This is a genomic window from Bacillus proteolyticus, from assembly GCF_001884065.1.
Taxonomy (GTDB): domain Bacteria; phylum Bacillota; class Bacilli; order Bacillales; family Bacillaceae_G; genus Bacillus_A; species Bacillus_A proteolyticus.
On record NZ_MACH01000092.1, the window covers coordinates 210,877 to 228,942 of the forward strand.

The 18,066-nt window shown below is 31.2% G+C and carries 17 protein-coding genes and 1 other annotated feature; of the genes, 2 read left to right on the forward strand and 15 right to left on the reverse strand.

What is annotated here, in order from left to right; genetic code table 11:
- Positions 1 to 74 precede the first annotated feature (74 nt).
- The 15 genes from BAQ49_RS15590 to BAQ49_RS15660 form a co-directional block, all read right to left on the reverse strand.
- Positions 75 to 1,298 (reverse strand): methyltransferase domain-containing protein, encoded by a 1,224-nt coding sequence (locus BAQ49_RS15590; protein WP_071746065.1) that lies wholly within the window; start codon positions 1,296 to 1,298, stop codon positions 75 to 77.
- Between the two features lie 154 nt (positions 1,299 to 1,452).
- Positions 1,453 to 2,259: a DegV family protein gene (locus BAQ49_RS15595; RefSeq protein WP_071746066.1), complete on the reverse strand. Its 807-nt coding sequence runs from the start codon at positions 2,257 to 2,259 to the stop codon at positions 1,453 to 1,455.
- Positions 2,260 to 2,459: 200 nt separating this feature from the next.
- Complete coding sequence (locus BAQ49_RS15600) at positions 2,460 to 2,966, reverse strand: DUF3189 family protein (RefSeq protein WP_071746067.1); 507 nt, start codon at positions 2,964 to 2,966, stop codon at positions 2,460 to 2,462.
- A 79-nt stretch (positions 2,967 to 3,045) separates the two neighbouring features.
- Entirely contained in the window at positions 3,046 to 3,501 is a 456-nt protein-coding gene (locus tag BAQ49_RS15605) for a CcdC protein domain-containing protein (RefSeq protein WP_071746068.1), read from the reverse strand.
- Between the two features lie 219 nt (positions 3,502 to 3,720).
- Positions 3,721 to 4,347, reverse strand: coding sequence for a VanZ family protein (locus BAQ49_RS15610; RefSeq protein ID WP_083596203.1), 627 nt, complete (start codon positions 4,345 to 4,347; stop codon positions 3,721 to 3,723).
- 210 nt (positions 4,348 to 4,557) lie between these two features.
- Positions 4,558 to 5,151, reverse strand: a complete 594-nt coding sequence (locus BAQ49_RS15615) for a GNAT family N-acetyltransferase (RefSeq protein WP_071746070.1) — start codon at positions 5,149 to 5,151, stop codon at positions 4,558 to 4,560.
- 4 nt (positions 5,152 to 5,155) lie between these two features.
- Entirely contained in the window at positions 5,156 to 6,181 is a 1,026-nt protein-coding gene (locus BAQ49_RS15620; RefSeq protein WP_071746071.1) for a serine hydrolase domain-containing protein, read from the reverse strand.
- 108 nt (positions 6,182 to 6,289) lie between these two features.
- Complete coding sequence (locus tag BAQ49_RS15625) at positions 6,290 to 7,528, reverse strand: MFS transporter (RefSeq protein ID WP_071746072.1); 1,239 nt, start codon at positions 7,526 to 7,528, stop codon at positions 6,290 to 6,292.
- A gap of 65 nt (positions 7,529 to 7,593) precedes the next feature.
- Positions 7,594 to 7,851: a binding site (T-box leader), on the reverse strand.
- Positions 7,852 to 8,024: 173 nt separating this feature from the next.
- On the reverse strand, positions 8,025 to 10,163 hold the full coding sequence (locus tag BAQ49_RS15630) for a penicillin-binding protein (protein WP_071746073.1): 2,139 nt from the start codon (positions 10,161 to 10,163) through the stop codon (positions 8,025 to 8,027).
- A gap of 236 nt (positions 10,164 to 10,399) precedes the next feature.
- Positions 10,400 to 10,999 carry an undecaprenyl-diphosphatase gene (locus tag BAQ49_RS15635; RefSeq protein WP_071746074.1) on the reverse strand — a complete coding sequence of 200 codons (600 nt, stop codon included), beginning with the start codon at positions 10,997 to 10,999 and terminating at the stop codon, positions 10,400 to 10,402.
- Between the two features lie 271 nt (positions 11,000 to 11,270).
- Positions 11,271 to 12,260, reverse strand: coding sequence for a zinc-binding dehydrogenase (locus tag BAQ49_RS15640; RefSeq protein ID WP_071746075.1), 990 nt, complete (start codon positions 12,258 to 12,260; stop codon positions 11,271 to 11,273).
- A 148-nt stretch (positions 12,261 to 12,408) separates the two neighbouring features.
- The gene (locus BAQ49_RS15645; RefSeq protein ID WP_071746076.1) at positions 12,409 to 13,824 is read right to left on the reverse strand and encodes a sensor histidine kinase; all 1,416 of its coding nucleotides are present in this window, start codon (positions 13,822 to 13,824) and stop codon (positions 12,409 to 12,411) included.
- The gene (locus BAQ49_RS15650) at positions 13,821 to 14,495 is read right to left on the reverse strand and encodes a response regulator transcription factor (RefSeq protein ID WP_071746077.1); all 675 of its coding nucleotides are present in this window, start codon (positions 14,493 to 14,495) and stop codon (positions 13,821 to 13,823) included. Before BAQ49_RS15650 ends, BAQ49_RS15645 begins: the two co-directional genes overlap by 4 nt.
- A 12-nt stretch (positions 14,496 to 14,507) precedes the next feature.
- A complete protein-coding gene (locus tag BAQ49_RS15655) occupies positions 14,508 to 15,038 on the reverse strand; it encodes a hypothetical protein (RefSeq protein WP_071746078.1) in 531 nt (176 codons plus the stop codon).
- A 109-nt stretch (positions 15,039 to 15,147) separates the two neighbouring features.
- Entirely contained in the window at positions 15,148 to 15,666 is a 519-nt protein-coding gene (locus BAQ49_RS15660; RefSeq protein WP_071746079.1) for a GrpB family protein, read from the reverse strand.
- 126 nt (positions 15,667 to 15,792) lie between these two features.
- Here BAQ49_RS15660 and BAQ49_RS15665 point away from each other — a divergent pair, with 126 nt between their 5' ends.
- Together BAQ49_RS15665 and BAQ49_RS15670 are read left to right on the forward strand one after the other, a co-directional pair.
- Entirely contained in the window at positions 15,793 to 16,674 is an 882-nt protein-coding gene (locus tag BAQ49_RS15665; protein WP_071746080.1) for a protein kinase family protein, read from the forward strand.
- Between the two features lie 47 nt (positions 16,675 to 16,721).
- Positions 16,722 to 18,041, forward strand: a complete 1,320-nt coding sequence (locus BAQ49_RS15670) for a sensor histidine kinase (protein WP_071746081.1) — start codon at positions 16,722 to 16,724, stop codon at positions 18,039 to 18,041.
- The last annotated feature ends 25 nt before the right edge of the window (positions 18,042 to 18,066 follow it).

The window sequence follows — 18,066 nt, forward strand, 5'->3', positions numbered from 1 at the left end:
GTAAGTTCTCGGGTCAACCCAATATCAATATGTTGTGTTTAAAAATTACTACAAAGAAATAAAAAAAGATGGGGTTAACTCCATCTTTTTCCGAAAAATGAATATGTATAAATTTCTTCTCCTTGAACAAAGAAATCCTCGTACTTTCCGCCTCGATCCAAATAATTTGAAGTTCTTTCATCAATGAATTGAAACTGTAGATTTTGGATTTCTTTCGTTACTTTTGAAAGTGTAAAATTTTCTCGAAACTTAGTTTCAATTTGGCTGTTTATGCTAAAATTTTTAAATAAAATAAATAAACTTAATAAATAACAATCAGCTTTTAAAAGAGAATTTAATTTGTGAAGTAAAAAATTCTCATGCTCAAAACTATAATTACTAGTACCAGACTGATCAATTACAATATCAACAGACTGATTCTGAATAGGTATACTTAAAAAATCAGCACAGATAAAGAGAATGTTTCTTTTCGGATTTCTTCTTTCTAATACATCTTTTAAAAATAGTAGTTTATTCAAATCTCGATCAACTGCAATAAATAAGCAATCCTCGGGTAGTTCTTCATAAATATTTCGCAAAAAGAACCCAAGACCCGATCCTATATCAAGTAGTATTTTGTTATTTAAATCTAATTGCATTAGTTTCTTTTTCGCCCATTCTCCTTCTCTATGCATATTTTCCAAATATGCATTATCAGTTTCATGAATATAATCTGAAATAGAACTTTCAAGTGAAGATCGCTCATATGCTTTAAATAAATTGCCGGCTGTTAGAATACCTGAAGTAATAATGTATTCTTCCCCACAGTTACAAATTAACTTTCCCTCTGTAATTTGATTGCAATTAATAATTCCATTTTGAAGAATTAAGTTTTTGCTGCACTTAGAACATGTAAGTAAATGAAGTACGCTTAAATCTATCCCAATAATAGAATTCGGAGTTTCATTTGTTAGCGATAAATCATTTAACACTTCTTTTAATTTATCCCTTCTCTCCTCTAAAACTTGTATTTCTTGTTCAAACATTTCATATTTTGATTTAAATAAAGATTGGTAAAGAGTATCTTGTTCGTAATTCATAGATTTCGCTAAATTTTGATAAAGAAAAAGTTTTTTAATTTCATTCAAACTAAAACCTAGCCATTTGTACTCTAATATAAGCTCTACATCTTTTTGACAATATTCATCAAAAAAATAGTGGCCACCCTTTTTTTCAGGAATAATTAGTCCGAGATCCATATAATGTCTAATTGTATCTATACTTATATTATTTATTTCTCCAAACTTTCCGATTTTCATAATATCACTACCATTATAATTTTTGTTTATACATACTTCTTTTTTAAAAGGAGAAAATCCTTTTATCTATACATTATTATTTATGATATGAGGTTGATGTAATTAAGATTTTATATAATAAAAAAAACCCGTGAATCATTCACGGGTTTTCCTTTTAATAACTAATTGCTATTGTACCTTCACCGGCATGAACAGCAAATGAAATTGGTAATGGATACAGTTTGAAATCCATTTCAGGAAATGCTTGTTTAATATCTGAAATCCATTCTTCAGCCCCATCTTTATCGTTAGCATAGAACATATGAAGTACTTTTGGTAATTCTTTTTCAAGCTCATTTTTAATGTATTCTCTACATTTTTGAATTTTACGCACTTTCTTTTCAAGTAAAAGTTCTCCGCCTTTTACTTCTAAGATTAAGTTGACACTTAATAAACTTCCAAGTAAGAATTGAACTCCCTTTACACGACCACTTGCATATAAACCTTTTAAGCTCTTTGGAAATACATAAAAAGGTCTTCTTTTTTCATCTACTAATGTTTTGTGTATATCTTGTAAAGTCATACCATCATTGTATAACGTTTTAGCTTTTCTCATAAGTTCATCCATTGGATAACTTGTCGTTTCACTATCTAATATAGTTAAAGGGAAACCTGCCATATCAGCAGCTAGCTTCATATTTTGATAGGTCCCACTTACTTTTCCGCTAATAGCAACTGCAAAGCCTTCTTCATATTCTTCTTTGCATTTCGTAAATAACTCTACCATTTCCCCTATGTTAGGTTGTGAAGTAGTAACCGTTCTTCCATCATTTAACGCTTCATAAAGACGTTCATGAATTCCTTCTTCACAATCTTTATACGACACTCCATCGATAATAACTTCAATTGGGATAACAAAGTTATCTCCTTCTGTTGTAAAACTCGCAGTTGTACTATCAGTAATCCAAGCAACACGCTTCATGTTGTTCCTCCCTTATTCAATTCCTCTTTTCTGACTTTTCTATATATTTATCTTATGAAAAGAGAATATCCCCTGTAATAGTAACAGGACTTTAATATTTTGGCTATAGTAGATATATGATAAATGTGAATATTGTTTGTCTAATTCACAAATAAAAAAAGAAAATCAGGATATTTCCCCGATTTCCCCCTAATAATACATTATTTAAAAGTTTGATTATCTAAAATTACAACATAATCATTCGTCAATCGGCCAGCTTCTTTCGTATAATTAACAAGCCTTTGTATGTTATCACAGCAAATTTTTGCTCCCCATACAAGTAACGGTACTCCGATAAAGTCAATGTGGAACCTTCTAGAAAACAGACCACCGAAAGTCATTGGTAAAGGCACTGTTGGTGATGTATTAGAAAAAATAATCTTTTCATGACTTTGATAATGTTTTTGCAGAATCTCTCCTAAATGTTTCATCGCAGGTACAACAACTTTTGATGCGCCGCATCCAATCGTATAAACAGGATTACCATTTTCGTCTATTCCATGAAAAATAATTTTCCCCATATCTTCTGTTTTTAATTTATTGAAGTAATCTACATTCAAAATTTCTTCTTTCGTTAACTTACGATCAGTTGGTAATTTATTCAAATGATACGCTGCAGCTAGTGATGTTGTATGTGTTCCGCCGAAATCTGTGTAAATAAATATCATATTATCATCCCTTGTTGTAAAAGTTCAATGTTATTTAGTATTGCCGTTCACAGTATTGATAAACAAGGGATGAATATTTTTATACTTTTTGTGTTAATTCATTATATTTTTTCCAAATATAATAACGTCTACTAATCACGGTACCTAATGTAATACATAAAAAAGCATTCGTTACAACCATTAATGTAGAATGCGTACTGCCAGAAAACATACTTTGCTTAATCACGATTTTTGCACCTAAAATAACAAGGAGAATAATAGTACTTAACCAATTTCCTTTTCGTAATACATGACCTGTTTCACTATCTAACCGAAATGTTAAAGTTTTCCCCCTAATAATCCCCAGGGCCAATCCAATTCCAAGCATTGCAACGAAGAGAAGTCCTTGCAATAAAGTTACTTGTTCCATGTGAACAATGGACTGAACTGTTACATAGCACAATAAAGCTGGAACGAGCCAAATACGATTAATTTTCACTTTACGTTCTTTACCTTGCATTAAAACGATAATAAGAATAACAACGATAATATCCAATTAAATTCCCCCTATTTACACGTTTCCCTTTAAAAATTATATTCTCCTTTCTTTATTCCATACTTGAAATGCAATAGCCACTTTTAATTGTAAAATATGGAATGTAATCTTCCATCAGTCTTAAGCATTATTTATAAAAATCAAAAGACGTACTTTTTACTCGTACGCCTTTTAATACCTTTATTCAAAACAAGTATATCCATGAACTCTTTTAAACTTTTAGTTATCAATAGATTCTACACCTTTAGAATTAGCCTTATCTAATACTTGAATGTTAAATTTAGCAGCTATTTTTAAAGCCATTTTATAAATAATAAATCCAAGAATAGAACCTAGAACATTACAGGTTACATCATCAATATCAGTAATGCGACCCCATCCACTAAATAACGACTCAATTAATTGTAATAATTCAATACAAACTGATATAACAAAACCTAATAAAATTATATTTTTGCTCTTTTTACATGTATCCCATATTATTGGTGCTAAAAATCCTAAAGGCATTAATAATAAAATATTCCCGCCTACATTTCTTACGATTAAACTAGTCATAAATAGGACATCACCATCATAAGCACTCCCTATTTGACCAATATCTTTAATAATTGATGCAAAGGGGATAATATTGACTGAACGACTAAGATTTTCAATACTAGAAGGAAAGCCAATTGGTAAAGGGAATAAAGTTACTGCAACAACCATACAAATGTATACTACAAATAGAAAACTAATTAATTCTTTCCACCAATTTACATGCTTTTTATTTTTCATCCCAATTAAAATACTTCGTACAATCAAATAACAGATAACTCCCAAAACAATAAACACACTACCGCTGATCATATGCAAACTGCTAACACATCCCTTCAGATCAATATCAAAACTATATATCATTATTTTTATATATAACCATACAAATTACAACTTAAATATTCAACTGAAAAATTTACGTGCGTTTAATTTGATTTTTATCTGTATAGAATTACAGCCCATTAAAGAAAACCTTCATTTTGTAAATTAAACGAAGGTTTTTAATTTATTGCTTATCACGCATTAACTAAAATATTTTTCAAAGCAGATACAATCATGAACCTGTTTAAACTTTTGCCTTATCTCTTCTTTATTTTCACCTGTGTAATGAGCAAATGTTTGAACCGGATATAACTGTTTTATATTACTATTTATTAAACCTTTTATTTCGTCTGTATGATCGGAATAAACATGTAAATATGAATCTACGTTTACAAATTCGTTCTTTTCATACCATCCATGTACCCATAGATCGTCCCTAGTCCATGCTTCCAGTCGATTTAGCTTAAGTTCTTTAGCTATCTTTTCTGCTTCATGTAATAGTTGATCACCAATTTTCATTCTACGGAAATCCGGATGAACTGCAATATGCCAAATCATACCGCCAAGACCAGTTCCTCTTGAACAAACAGTACGTTCTTCTAATTCGTATTCAATATCTATCAAACCCACTATTTGATTTTCGTGTACAGCTACTAATTCAATAGCAGGATTTTCATATTTTTCTTTCTCTCTAAATACGTTATCATAATATGCTGTAACTAAAAACGATAACGCACGGCAACGTACCCAACCTATTTCGTCTTCTTTTTTATATGCTCTAATTTTTATATTCATGTAATTAAAAAGCTCCTTCTATTTCTGTCATTAATTTTTCGGGTCCTACTCCTTTATTTGATGGAATAACTAATGTAATTCCTAAGTCTGGATATATGGCCGAGCGAAAACTAACGCCTGGATCATATCCCATTACATGATATTTAAAAATGGTATTCTGTTTTTTCTCAATCCATATTCCATAACCGTAAGACTGGCTATTATTCACTGAAATATGAGGAGTTAAAAGTAAATTTGTAAATTGGTGGCTTAATATTTCATTGTTAAATAGAGCCTTCCAAAATTTCAACATGTCTGGTGCGGTAACGTAGGCACCGCCATCAGCACCTCCCTTAATAGGTATAGAGTATGCATTTGTTCTCCATTTTTGATTATTCCCATCTTTTATATATCCAAGGGCTGTATCTTTAGGTAAATTATCTAAAGAAAAATAACCCGAATCATTCATGACAACTGGAACAAATATATTCTTTTCTATATATTCCGTAAATTCAAGTCCTGACTGTTGTTCTATAATTAATCCAAGTATGATAAAACCTGCATTGTTGTAGTGAAACTTACTTCCTGGGGCAAACATCATATTACTGTTTTGGAATAATGGTAAAAAGTCTCTTAAACCTTTTAATAGATACGTAGGCGTTTTTTCCCAAAGATCCTCGAAATTATCCATAACACTTTCATCAAAATAATCCGGAATACCAGAGCTATGCGTTAAAAGTTGATGTATTGTAATGTCTTTATCGAAGTTTGGAAATTCAATACTTAAACAATCTGTTAACTTTGTATGAAAAGAAAGTAAACCTTTCTCAACGAGTTGACATATGCCGATTGCAGTGAAGATTTTACATCCTGAAGCGATTCCGAATCTTGTTTGTAGTGTGTTGTGTATACCTTCACTTCGATTAGCATATCCAAACGAATTTTCGTAGATAATGTCATTTTCTCTTTTAATTAAAATTACCCCGGAAAACTCTAATTCTTGGTGTAATTCTTTTATAATTTTCGCAACCTCATTATTTGTATTGATCATGACAACCACCCTTATCATCCAATAATGTTCTTCCGCCTAATTATTTTTCAATATATAGATGAAAGAACCCTCTTTTTAACTGCTATTAATTGTAAAAAGGAAGGAAGATTATTTTGAATCTATGGATTCAGCTGTATATACTTTGATTCTTGAAGGTAATAAAGTAAATATACACAATATGATAGTTATTATTAGCATTACAAATGCACCTACAGTTACTACAAATTGAATGGACAGAAATTGAGTTGCTACTCCGAAGAATATCGTTACAAAAATTGTTATAATTGCAATGATAAGCCCGTAAATACTACCAATTCGTCCCATTAAATCAACAGGAACATTATTTTGATAAAATGTGTAATACCCCGTATTTGCAAACGCCATAGAGAAAGATAATATAAAGAATCCAATTGCAGCTATTAAAAATCCATTTGAAAAAGCATAGACTATATAACCAATCGCGATGAATAGTGATCCTACTCCAATAAGAAATGAAGTTGCTAATTTTTTTGACAAAATAGTGTTTATTATTGCCCCTAAAATAATACCTGCACCAGCAATACTAACTAGGAAACCGTATTCACTATCTGTTAGTATTAAAATTTCTTTCGCAAACGATAGTTCAAGGGCATCAATAGCTGTTGCTAATACCATTATTCCCTGGAATAAGAAGTATACACATACGATATAGGTAGATTTTTTACTAAAATTTAAAACTATGTTCCAATCTTTTTTTAATAAAGTAAGAGATAATTTGTTACTAGATGTATTACTATTGTCTTTCTTATCTAGATTAGGTAAAAGTAGTGTAATTAAACCAGATATAAGAAAGGCTATCGCATTTATATATATTGCAAACTCTGGTGTACTAGTTATTAATAATATCCCCGCAACTGCTGGGCCAATTAAAAAAGCGCCAGATCCTATTAAACTACGCAGTGAGTTGAAACGTTGCCTTTTGTCTACTGGAATTAGTTTTGTCATATATGTCATGGCAGTTGGCTCGTAAATTGCACTAGCCATGCTAATAAAGAATACCAAGAGATAGACACTCCAAAGAGATGGAAGTAAAGGTAAAATAGCGATAAGTATTACACGATATATATCTAGGTGGATCATTAACTTCCGTTTATTTAAACGGTCTATCAAACTTCCTGCCCAAGCATTTGTAAATAATGTCGCAAATGGCTTTATTACATATAAAGTAGCGACCGCTAAAGCCGATCCGCCCATATTGTATACAAGTATATTTAATGCAATTAAGTAAATCCATGCACCTAAATTTGCAATACCAACTCCTGACAGTAGTAATAAAGGATTTTTCCAGTCTTTAAGTAATTTTCTCACTTTAGGCCCCCGCTTTCAAAATTATTTTAAATCAATAAAAAAATCCCACCCCCAAGACTTAAAGTCTTAGGGACGAGATTTATCATCGCGGTGCCACCCTAGTTTGTTAATATGTCGCCATATTAACCTTATCAGGTACTACATTTTAAAAATGCCTATACCTTAGCTCTATAACGGGAGCTCCCGTCACTCCACCCCCTTATTAAAGGTTCCAGTGTGCTGCTCAGAGGCTTGGTTCAATAAAAGATTTTTGCTCCTTTTCAGCTAAATGGAGCTCTCTGTGAAAAATACATTTTATTTACTCTTCTCGTCACTGCATTTGATTTTTTCCATATTATCACATATTTATTTAACTGTAAATAAAGAATATTCAGATATTTACAGTCGTGCTATCGTTAATGGTCTTATTTATTATTTTTTCTGAAAATTACAGTGCGTGAAATTACTTAAAACTCTAAAAAAGCCTATTGTATATAGGCTCTTCAAAATGTCCGAATTAATTCGTATTTGCCTCTGCTAACGGTTGTAGTGGCGGTTCTAATTCTAATTCTAAAGTATCTCCTTCTTGTAAGTCTTGTCCTTTTTCAATACTTTGACTCGTTACATAGCCGGTACCGGTCGTTTTTAAATCTAATTTAAATAATTTTGATAAATACATAACATCACGCATTGACCAACCTTTTAAGTTTGGCATCTTCACGTTGTTTCCTAATAAAAATATACGATCTCCTTCACTCATTATTTCGCCAGACTGTGGATATTGTTTTACTATCTTTCCTTCTCCTAATAATACTGGCTGAAGTTTCTCTTTTTCTATAATATTCTTTATTGTATCTATCGATTGGTTCACATAATTTTGTATTTTTATTTCAGATTGTTTAGTTGCATCTGCCATTTGTTTTTCTGTATATGGTTTCACTTTTAAATATTCTAGACTATTTTTCATAATTGGTTTGAAAATTTCAGCAAGAGGCTGGGCACCGTACTCATCACCCTTTAATTTCGGTTGTTTAATAGCTAAATATACGACTAGCTGCGGATCATCAATTGGAGCCATTCCTAAGAAAGAAAAAATATAATTTTCTTTTCCTTCCATATATCGTCCATTTTCAGGATTGGGGATTTGCGCTGTTCCTGTTTTACCGCCAATTGAATAACCATCAATTTTATACATCGTTCCCGTTCCTTTTGATGAAGTTATTACTCGCTCCATTAAGCCTCTTACCTTTTCTGATGTTTCTTTTTTTATCGGATTCCCAATTTCTTTAGGTTGATTTTCCATAATAACTTGTTTATTTGTGGGATTTACAACCTTATCAACAATATAAGGCTGCATCATTTTCCCGTCATTTGCTATAGCTGTGGCTGCTTGTATTATTTGAATAGGAGTTACAGTAGATCCTTGGCCGAAAGAAGTAGTAACTTGTTGAATTTGAGTATTTAACAATAATGTATTTTTACTTTCTCCAGGCAAATCTATGCCTGTTTTTTGATTGAAACCAAATTTATTCATATATTGCTTAAATTTATTTGGTTTCAATAATTGATCTTCTAAAATAGAAAAGGCGACGTTTGATGACCTTTCAAACCCTTCATCAAATGTAATTGAGCCCCATCCATATCCGCCATTATGATCTTTGATTTCTGCTGAACCAACTGCGTATTTTCCTGATTGGAAATATTCTTTTCCATTATATACACCTTCATTTATTGCGGCAGCTAATGTAAATATTTTCATTGTAGACCCTGGTTCATATGCGTTCGCAATTGGATCATTTAAAAAATATTCAATGTCTCCTTTGTTAGGGTTATAACTAGGCTTACTAGACATTGCTAAAATTTGCCCGGTTTTTGGATCTGCTATAATACCTACTAACATAGAAGGTTCATAGTGTTGCTGCGCTTTATTCATCGCTTCTTCTAAAAAGCTATCAATTTGTTTATCTAATGTAAGGTATACGTTGTTCCCATTTTTAGCAGGTTCTACTTTTCCTATATCATTTGTAAGTGGGATTCCTTTTCGTGAACCTACATATGAAACATTACCATTTGTAGAGCGCAAATATTTATCCAAACTTTCTTCAAGCCCAAACTTCCCCACCGCATTACCTTTATCGTCTGGTCTTGCAAAACCAAGTATATACGAGGCGAAATCTTCATTTGGGTATACTCTGGCTTTTTCTGTTGTGAAAGATACACCTGGTATTTTCAAATTTTTAATTTCTTCCTTCACTTCTCTAGATAAGTTACGTCCAATTTTACCAATTTCAACTTGTGTACGTCCTTCATGAAAGTTTTTCATGATTTCCTCTTTATCAACTTCAAGCGCATCTGCTAAACGTTTTGCAGTATCTTCTTTATCTTTTAATTTATCTTTTCCTTTTAAGTTTACAACGATGCGATATGTCGTTGAGTCTTGGACTAATACTTTGCCGTTTTGATCATAAATTGTCCCGCGATTTGCCTCTAAAACTCCATTTTGGTTTTGTTGTTCCTTCGCAAGATCCTTTACATTAACATTATGCACGACTCCTACTGCTTGAATATAAAATATGCGTAAAAGCATAGTAAGAAACAAAACAATAAAAGCAATCATCATATATCGAGCGCCTTTATTCGTTTGAAGTTTATGCATATTTATCTCCTTTCTTTTCCAATGTATTAATGCAAAGATGTGTTACTAACTATGTTCTTTATTATATTAGATACTATATTTTTCGAAGTTTTTTCAGTAATTCCTCTATAACTATAAGAAAACTAGCTATGTTACTATTTGTTTTTTATTAATTTATATTTTTAAAATAAAAATACGGTAAGTGAAATTTAAGGATTTTCAAATAAAAAGAACCTACTTTTTGTAGGTTCTTACGATTAAGCTATATGGTTATATTTCGCTAAAAAAGGAACTCGTTTTGCTACTAGTGCATACATTTTGAAAATAAGTTTTGCTAATGGCTCAAATATACGTGTACTTTGCATTACTAAGCCGCTTGTAATAAATGTTAAGAACGCAGCACCAAGTATATCTAGAGGATAATGAACGCCTACGTACATGCGTGATACACCGACTAATATTGCCCATATTAACGCGATATATTTAAGTTTTTCTCCTCTAAGAATAAATACGAAAGCAATCGAAAATACAAGCACAGAATGATCACTTACAAATGATGAATCTGCTGCATGCGGTACTAATTGATTTACATGATGTGTTATAAAAGGACGCGGATGGTAATATACCGCATGTATAAGAACATTTACTAATAATGCAATACTAACTGAAAGTGTCGTATATAACACTGTATATTGTTTTCTAATTGCATTCTCTTTCTTTCCATTATTGAACCATAGGATAAGCATGAATAGAATAGTTACATATGGAACACTATTTGTAATAGCGATCATTAGCGTATCTAATAGCTTGGATGATCCAGCAAAGTTATTAATCCATTGAAATACTGTGTAATTCATATTACTCTCTCCTTATTATTTCTCATTGTACTTTAAATAAAGATACAAGTTCTTGATTTACACAGTATACAACATCAATATGAAAATGGGCTTAAACTTTTCTCATCTAATTCTCATGTTATTACTATTCATTTGACAATCGTGTAACTATTTACAAGAGCTAAGTATGTATAAAGGTTGTAAAACATTTTAAATAGTATGGTAAACACTTTATGCATGAATATAATATTTAACATGTTCATTTAAATATAATTTCTCTGAAATCATATTTTTATTCCATACGAAGGGCAATATTACCAAATTGTTCTCCTTGCTGCATTCGATTTAAAGCTTGAATTGCTTCTTCTAATGGATATACTTTATCAATGATTGGTTTAATATTATGTTCCTCTATAAAATGAATCATCTCATTAAATTCTTCACTGCTGCCCATTGATGTTCCCATTATATCGATTTGATTATAAAATAATGCTCGTAACGGCAATTCAATTTTATCTCCTGAACTTGCACCAAAATTAACGATTCTTCCATTAGGTTTTAATATATCAAAATATTTCAAGAAAGTCGCCGGACCTATACTATCTATAATTAAATCTATTTTTTCTCCATGTAAGCACTCTTCCCAATTACCAGAACTATTAAAAGAAAAGTCTGCTCCATATTTTTCTGCAGTCTTTCTTTTGCTCTCTATCCTTGAAGTAACACTCACCTTTGCTCCAATTGCTTTAGCAAATAACATAACAAAAGTTGCTACACCACCGCCGATTCCTGGAATTAGAACATGTTCTCCAGATTTCAATTTCCCTTTTGTAAAAAGTGCTCTATATGCAGTTAATGCCGATAAAGATAACACACCAGATTCTTCCCACGTAAGATATGATGGCTTTTTCACTACATTTTCAGCTGGCACAATAACATATTCGGCAAACGTTCCATCTGCTGGTCCACCTAACACTTCAGGTAACGCTGGTATTTCGTGAGTATTATTCCATCCAATACTAGGATTTATAATAACCTCTGTATATAGTGTGATATTTGAAACACCTTCTCCTAATTCCGTAACAATACCTGCACCATCTGATCCTAAAATTAAAGGTAATTCCATTTCTTTTCTATTATTCATAATAAATAAATCACGATGATTTAAACCTGCTGTTTTTAATTTCACTTTAACTTCCCCAACATTAGGTGTTATCTCAGCTGATAATTTATATTCTAAACCCTCTAATCCTGTTTTATGTTGATGTACAATAGCTTTCATTAATTATTCCCCCTTAATACTTTCAATGTACTAGAAATATCGAAATAAATAAATTTTTTTGATTTCTAAGCATCAAAAAAGGAGGAAATACAAATGTATTCCTCCTTTTAAAGAGTTTTTTCAAAAAGAATTTTATAAACTTTAGCTATTAATGAGTAGTATAAGGAAATGTAATCGTAACAATTGTTCCTTCATTTTCTTTACTCTCTAATTGAATAGTTCCGTTATATTTTTCTACAAGCCGTTTTGCAATTGATAATCCTAGTCCATTGCCGCCTTGTTTACGACTTCTCGCTTTATCAACTCGATAAAAGCGGTTAAGAACAAAAGGTAAATCTGCTTCAGGTATGCCCGCTCCGTGATCTATTATACTAATTTTAATTTTGCCCGATTGTATACTTGATTCGATGCAAATATACTTATTAGCTTCTTTCGTATACTTGACCGCATTATCCATTACAATAATAATAATTTGTTCTAAGTAAGATGATGGGATTGAAACATAAGCTTCATCTGTATCCAATTTCAGATCAAATTGAAAGTCAGTTTGCAGTACTGCAAAGTTTTGTGTAACTTGTTTCAATACGCTATTAACATGGACTCGTTCGGCTGCTACTGGATGCATCTGTTCTGATTCAGCCCTTGATAGCTCTAGCAGTTCTGAAACTAATTTATTTAATCGATCTACTTCTTTTAAACTGGATTGAAGGGATTTATCCAATACTGCTGGATCATTTTTCCCCCATCGATTTAGCATTGATAAGTGCCCTTGAATAATTGTTAATGGTGTTCTTAATTCATGTGATGCGTCTTCTACAAACTGTTTTTGCTGTGTAAATGAGGTTTCTACTTCATCCATCATTTCGTTAAAAAGAATCGATAATTTTGCGAGTTCATCATTATTTTCTCTTACTGGAACCCTTTCGTTCAGTCCGTTTTTCTTAATACGCTTCATCGTATCTGTTATATTTTGAACACTCGATAAAAGCTTTTTCGTTATAAGTATTCCACCTAAAAAACTAAACACTAATCCGCATATTCCCGCAACAACCATTACCACTAAAATTATTTTTAATAAATGATCAAATGTCTCTAAGTTTTTCGCAAGCTCAATAGTTCCAGTAAATTTCTTTGTTTGAATGGGTATACGCTCAACTAATATTCGATCCTCTATATGTCTTTTTATAAATGATTCATCTTGCGTAACCATTTTGGGCTCTATCCATGCTTCATTAAAGTCTCGTGAAACAGTAACAATAGGTTTTCCATCTCTTCCTATAATACGAATCATTTGATGCTTATCGATCATGTTGTTTAGAAATTCTTTACTATTTTCAAATGTTTTGCTCGAGAGCGTATCATTTTTATCTTGAAAATATGCCGCTATTTCTGTCACTTGTCTGTTTATTTGTTTCTGTTCATAATCTATAGTCCACTTATTAATTACAATGAATTGTAAAGCGCTATACAAAATAAACAAAATAAAAACTAGTGTAGTGGACCAAAGTGTTAATTTCCACTTTATAGGTAAATTTCTAATTCGGTACATAATGTTTTTTATCATTTCATTATATATCCAGCACCGCGGACTGTTTGGATATACTCCTCCTTATCTACACTATGTAACTTATTACGTAAATAACGAACATATACATCGACTATATTTGTCTCAACCATTGCATCGTATCCCCATACTTGATCAAGTAAAATATCACGGGTAAGAACTCGATTTATATTTTTCATAAACATAAGCAATAGCTCGAATTCTTTATTTGTAAGTTCAATTTCTTCGTTTCCTTTAGTTATAGTTCGAGATTCAATCTGAAGCTGTAAATCTTTAAACGTAAGAAAAGATGTGTTTTTATGTTCTTTATTTTCTTCTCTTCTAAATATAACTCTCATACGTGCTAAAAGTTCTTCAATCGCAAACGGTTTTGGAAGATAATCATCAGCTCCACTATCTAAGCCTGTCACACGGTCCATAATACTATCACGAGCAGTCAACATAATAATAGGTGTATTTTTAGTTGCCCTTAGTCGACGACATACTTCCAGTCCATTTAATCCTGGTAACATTAAATCAAGTAAAATGAGATCATAACTTTTTTCAAGTGCAGCTTCTAATCCCTTTCTTCCATCAAGTTGTATATCTACTTTATATCCTTCATACTTTAATTCTAGTTCTAAAAAATCTGCCAAGCTTTCCTCATCTTCAATAATTAATATATGTTGCAACGGTACTTCCTCCTATGCGATTAAATGAATAAGCAATCCTATTCCGAATATAATTGCGATGATTTGATGTACTTTTCGATACATCATCAATTTTGTTTTCTGATTAGATTTCTGTAAAGTAAAGCCTGCAACCCCTAATGCTATTAAGGCTAAAAGAGAAAATATACCACTATATATTAGTATTATATGACGACTTCCTTTTATTAAAAAGTAAATGCCGTGAGTAGTCGTAACAGCTATTACAGCGTATCCAATTAATACGTGAAACTGTTTTATGAAAAGGTATAGTTCTTTAATCATTTTAAATCCGTGCATATTTTTTTTCCTTAAAAATAACCATATTTGACGTAAGAACCATAATGATGCAGCTATAATTGCCCCGTATTCACCTAAAGAACCTAATTTCTTATTTAGCCATTGTACATTTAATACATTCCCATACAAAACATTAATAAATAGCAATTCAACACTGCAAATAATAATAGTAATGCCTATTATTTTAACATACATATGGAAATATTTATTTCTAAGTATTTTCTCCATTTTATATAATCCCCTTTTGACTCAAAAACTCTATAATCAGCAGTGTATCAAGTGAAAGAGAGAATAACATGAGAGAAAGATTAAAATAAAATGAGAATCTGCAAACTACTTATATTTTATTTATATCCTTTTTGGCCAATTCTAATATGTTGCAAATAAACGGTACTTTTGCATTTGTATATGAAACACGATCAAAAGGATATGTAGCAGCAAGTTTCTCTTTTAATTCTCTATATTCTTCACGTGCCCACTCATGATTTTTTAGAAAGTCTCGGAATAAAAGGTTGTTCTTCCATTCTTCACTATTATAAATATAAACATGTAAATGGTGGGTACCAGCTCTCCATTTACCTTTTCTAAAAAAACGCCAATTAGGTGTTTTTTTAGGAACATATTCATAGCCAATTTCTTCTAGGGCTTCCCTCCAATTTTCGGTGATTTGTAAATTAGTTACACCAATCATCATATCAATAAGAGGTTTAGCCCCTAATCCTTCAACGGCTGTACTTCCTATATGTTCAATAGCAATAATTTCTTCATGGAGTAACGGCACAATTTTATTTTTTTCATTTAAAAACTCTGTATGCCAATATTGTTGGTACGGTTTAATTATGATTTTTCCATCCATTTTCTTTCCTCCTTATAACTGTACATTATTATATTTATAAAATTTAAGTTTATTAACATAGGGATTTCACAAAATATGTCGAATACTGTAATAGTCAACTTAATTATATTAAATATGAGGTGAATAATGAAAGATATTCCAGTTAAAATTCAGTTAGATACTATAACATTCCAACTAAAAAAACATCATAATTTTGATTGGCTTACAAAACTAGGTACAGTATTTGCGGTTTTTGACCAACAAGATTCCGGTAATATAAGTTTTGGTGTTGAAAAGAATGGGAAAAAGAACTTTATTAAATATGCAGGGGCACAAACACTCGCATATAATGCTTCTACAAATGAAGCTATAAAAAGATTAAAAAGCTCAGTTACTATATACAATGAATTAAAACACGTTTCTCTTATAAGTTTAATTGATCACTACCCTGTACAACATGGATATGTTTTAATTTTTGATTGGTTTGATGGTGAATGTCTTCACCCGCACTGGAGTTTCCCACCTCCAGCGAAATATATTGATCCTAGCTCACCATTTTATAAATTTAAGCATTTATCTATTAAGGAACGCATCGTATCATTGAATTCTATTTTTTCTTTCCACACTTACGTAGAACACAAAAACTATGTAGCTATTGATTTTTATGACGGTAGTATTTTGTACAACTTTAAAACGAATGAAACAAAAATTTGTGATATTGATTTATACAGTAACAAACCGTATGTAAATAAGATGGGGCGAATGTGGGGATCATCTCGTTTTATGTCACCTGAAGAGTTTCAACTTAATGCTGTAATAGACGGGAAAACTAATGTATTTAATATGGGGGCTATGGCTTTCGCGCTATTAGGTGGCGGGCAAGATCGTTCCTTTATGAAATGGGAAGCTAGTGAAGGCCTATATGAAGTAGCATACCGTGCTGTAAATGAAAATCGTAGTGAGCGCTATGCGTCAATGGAAGAGTTTAATAATGTATGGTTAAAAGTCTATAACGCTGAAAAGTTTTAAAAACTACATACATTATAAAATGTGTATATAAAACTTGTACTTTTATAATGTATAATACATATGGGATTGAAATTCAGAATAACGAGGCATGTATTATGAACTTTGTTTACATTAATCAAAATGTTTTAAATAATCTTCTATATATTTTAAGTAGTATATTTGTTTTTTATTTTATTTATGATAGTGGATACTTTAGGAAGAAATATAAGAAATTGCTTATTATTCTTTGTACGAGCATCCCACTAATTTTATGTATGCGGTACCCCATCTATATGGATGAAAATTGTATTCACGATTTAAGACAAATCCCCTTTTTAATTGGTACACTTTATGGTGGATTTCCTGTCGGTATTGCATTACTCATGATTTTATTAATAACACGTTTTATGTTTTATGGTTTTAGCCTGTTAACAATCATTGTGTATGGAATGATGTTAATAATTACAGTATTCGCATCATCAAAATTTAATACATACAATAGAAAAATGAAAGTAGCTTCATCTATATTTTTAACTTTTTTCCTTGCATTGTTTACAACAGTAATTGTTTTAACTCTATCGGATTTTGAAGTGAATAATTTGTACATTATTTATTTCATTTTATTACCAACTATTTTAATATTATTTATGGTCTATTTTAATGAAGTTTTAAAAGATGCAATATGCATGCGATCAAAATTAATAAAAGTTGAAAAAATGGAGATTGTCAGTCAACTCGCTGCAAGTATTTCACATGAAGTACGGAACCCTTTGACGGTTGTAAAAGGATTTACACAACTTTTAAAAACACCCAATATAACTCAACAATCCAGAGATGAATATATTGAACATATACTTGAAGAATTAAATCGTGCACAGGCAATTATTGATGATTACTTAACTTTTGCCAAACCTGCTTCAGAAAAACTAGATCGTATTTCAGTTGAGCACGAGTTACATCGAGTTATTAAAATGATATTGCCTTTATGTAATATGAATAATATTAATATTACACAAGAGTTCTCTGAGGGAATAATTATTGGTAATACACAGCACTTCCATCAATGTTTTTTAAATTTAATAAAAAACAGTATAGAAGCAATGCCAAGTGGCGGTAATCTAATTATATCTACAACTGTTAATAATAATAAGATCATAATACGGATTCAAGATAGTGGAATCGGAATGTCGCAAGAGCAAATTAATCGATTTGGCGAACCATATTTTAGCACAAAAACGAAAGGTACTGGTTTAGGAACAATGGTTGCTGTAAAAATTATCGAAACGATGCGAGGCACATTGAAAATCCGAAGTGTTATAAATAAAGGAACTACTTTAACAATCACATTACCTAAATGCAGTAATGAGGAGATTTCGTATAATAAATGAAAAAGGAGCTATTAAGCTCCTTTTT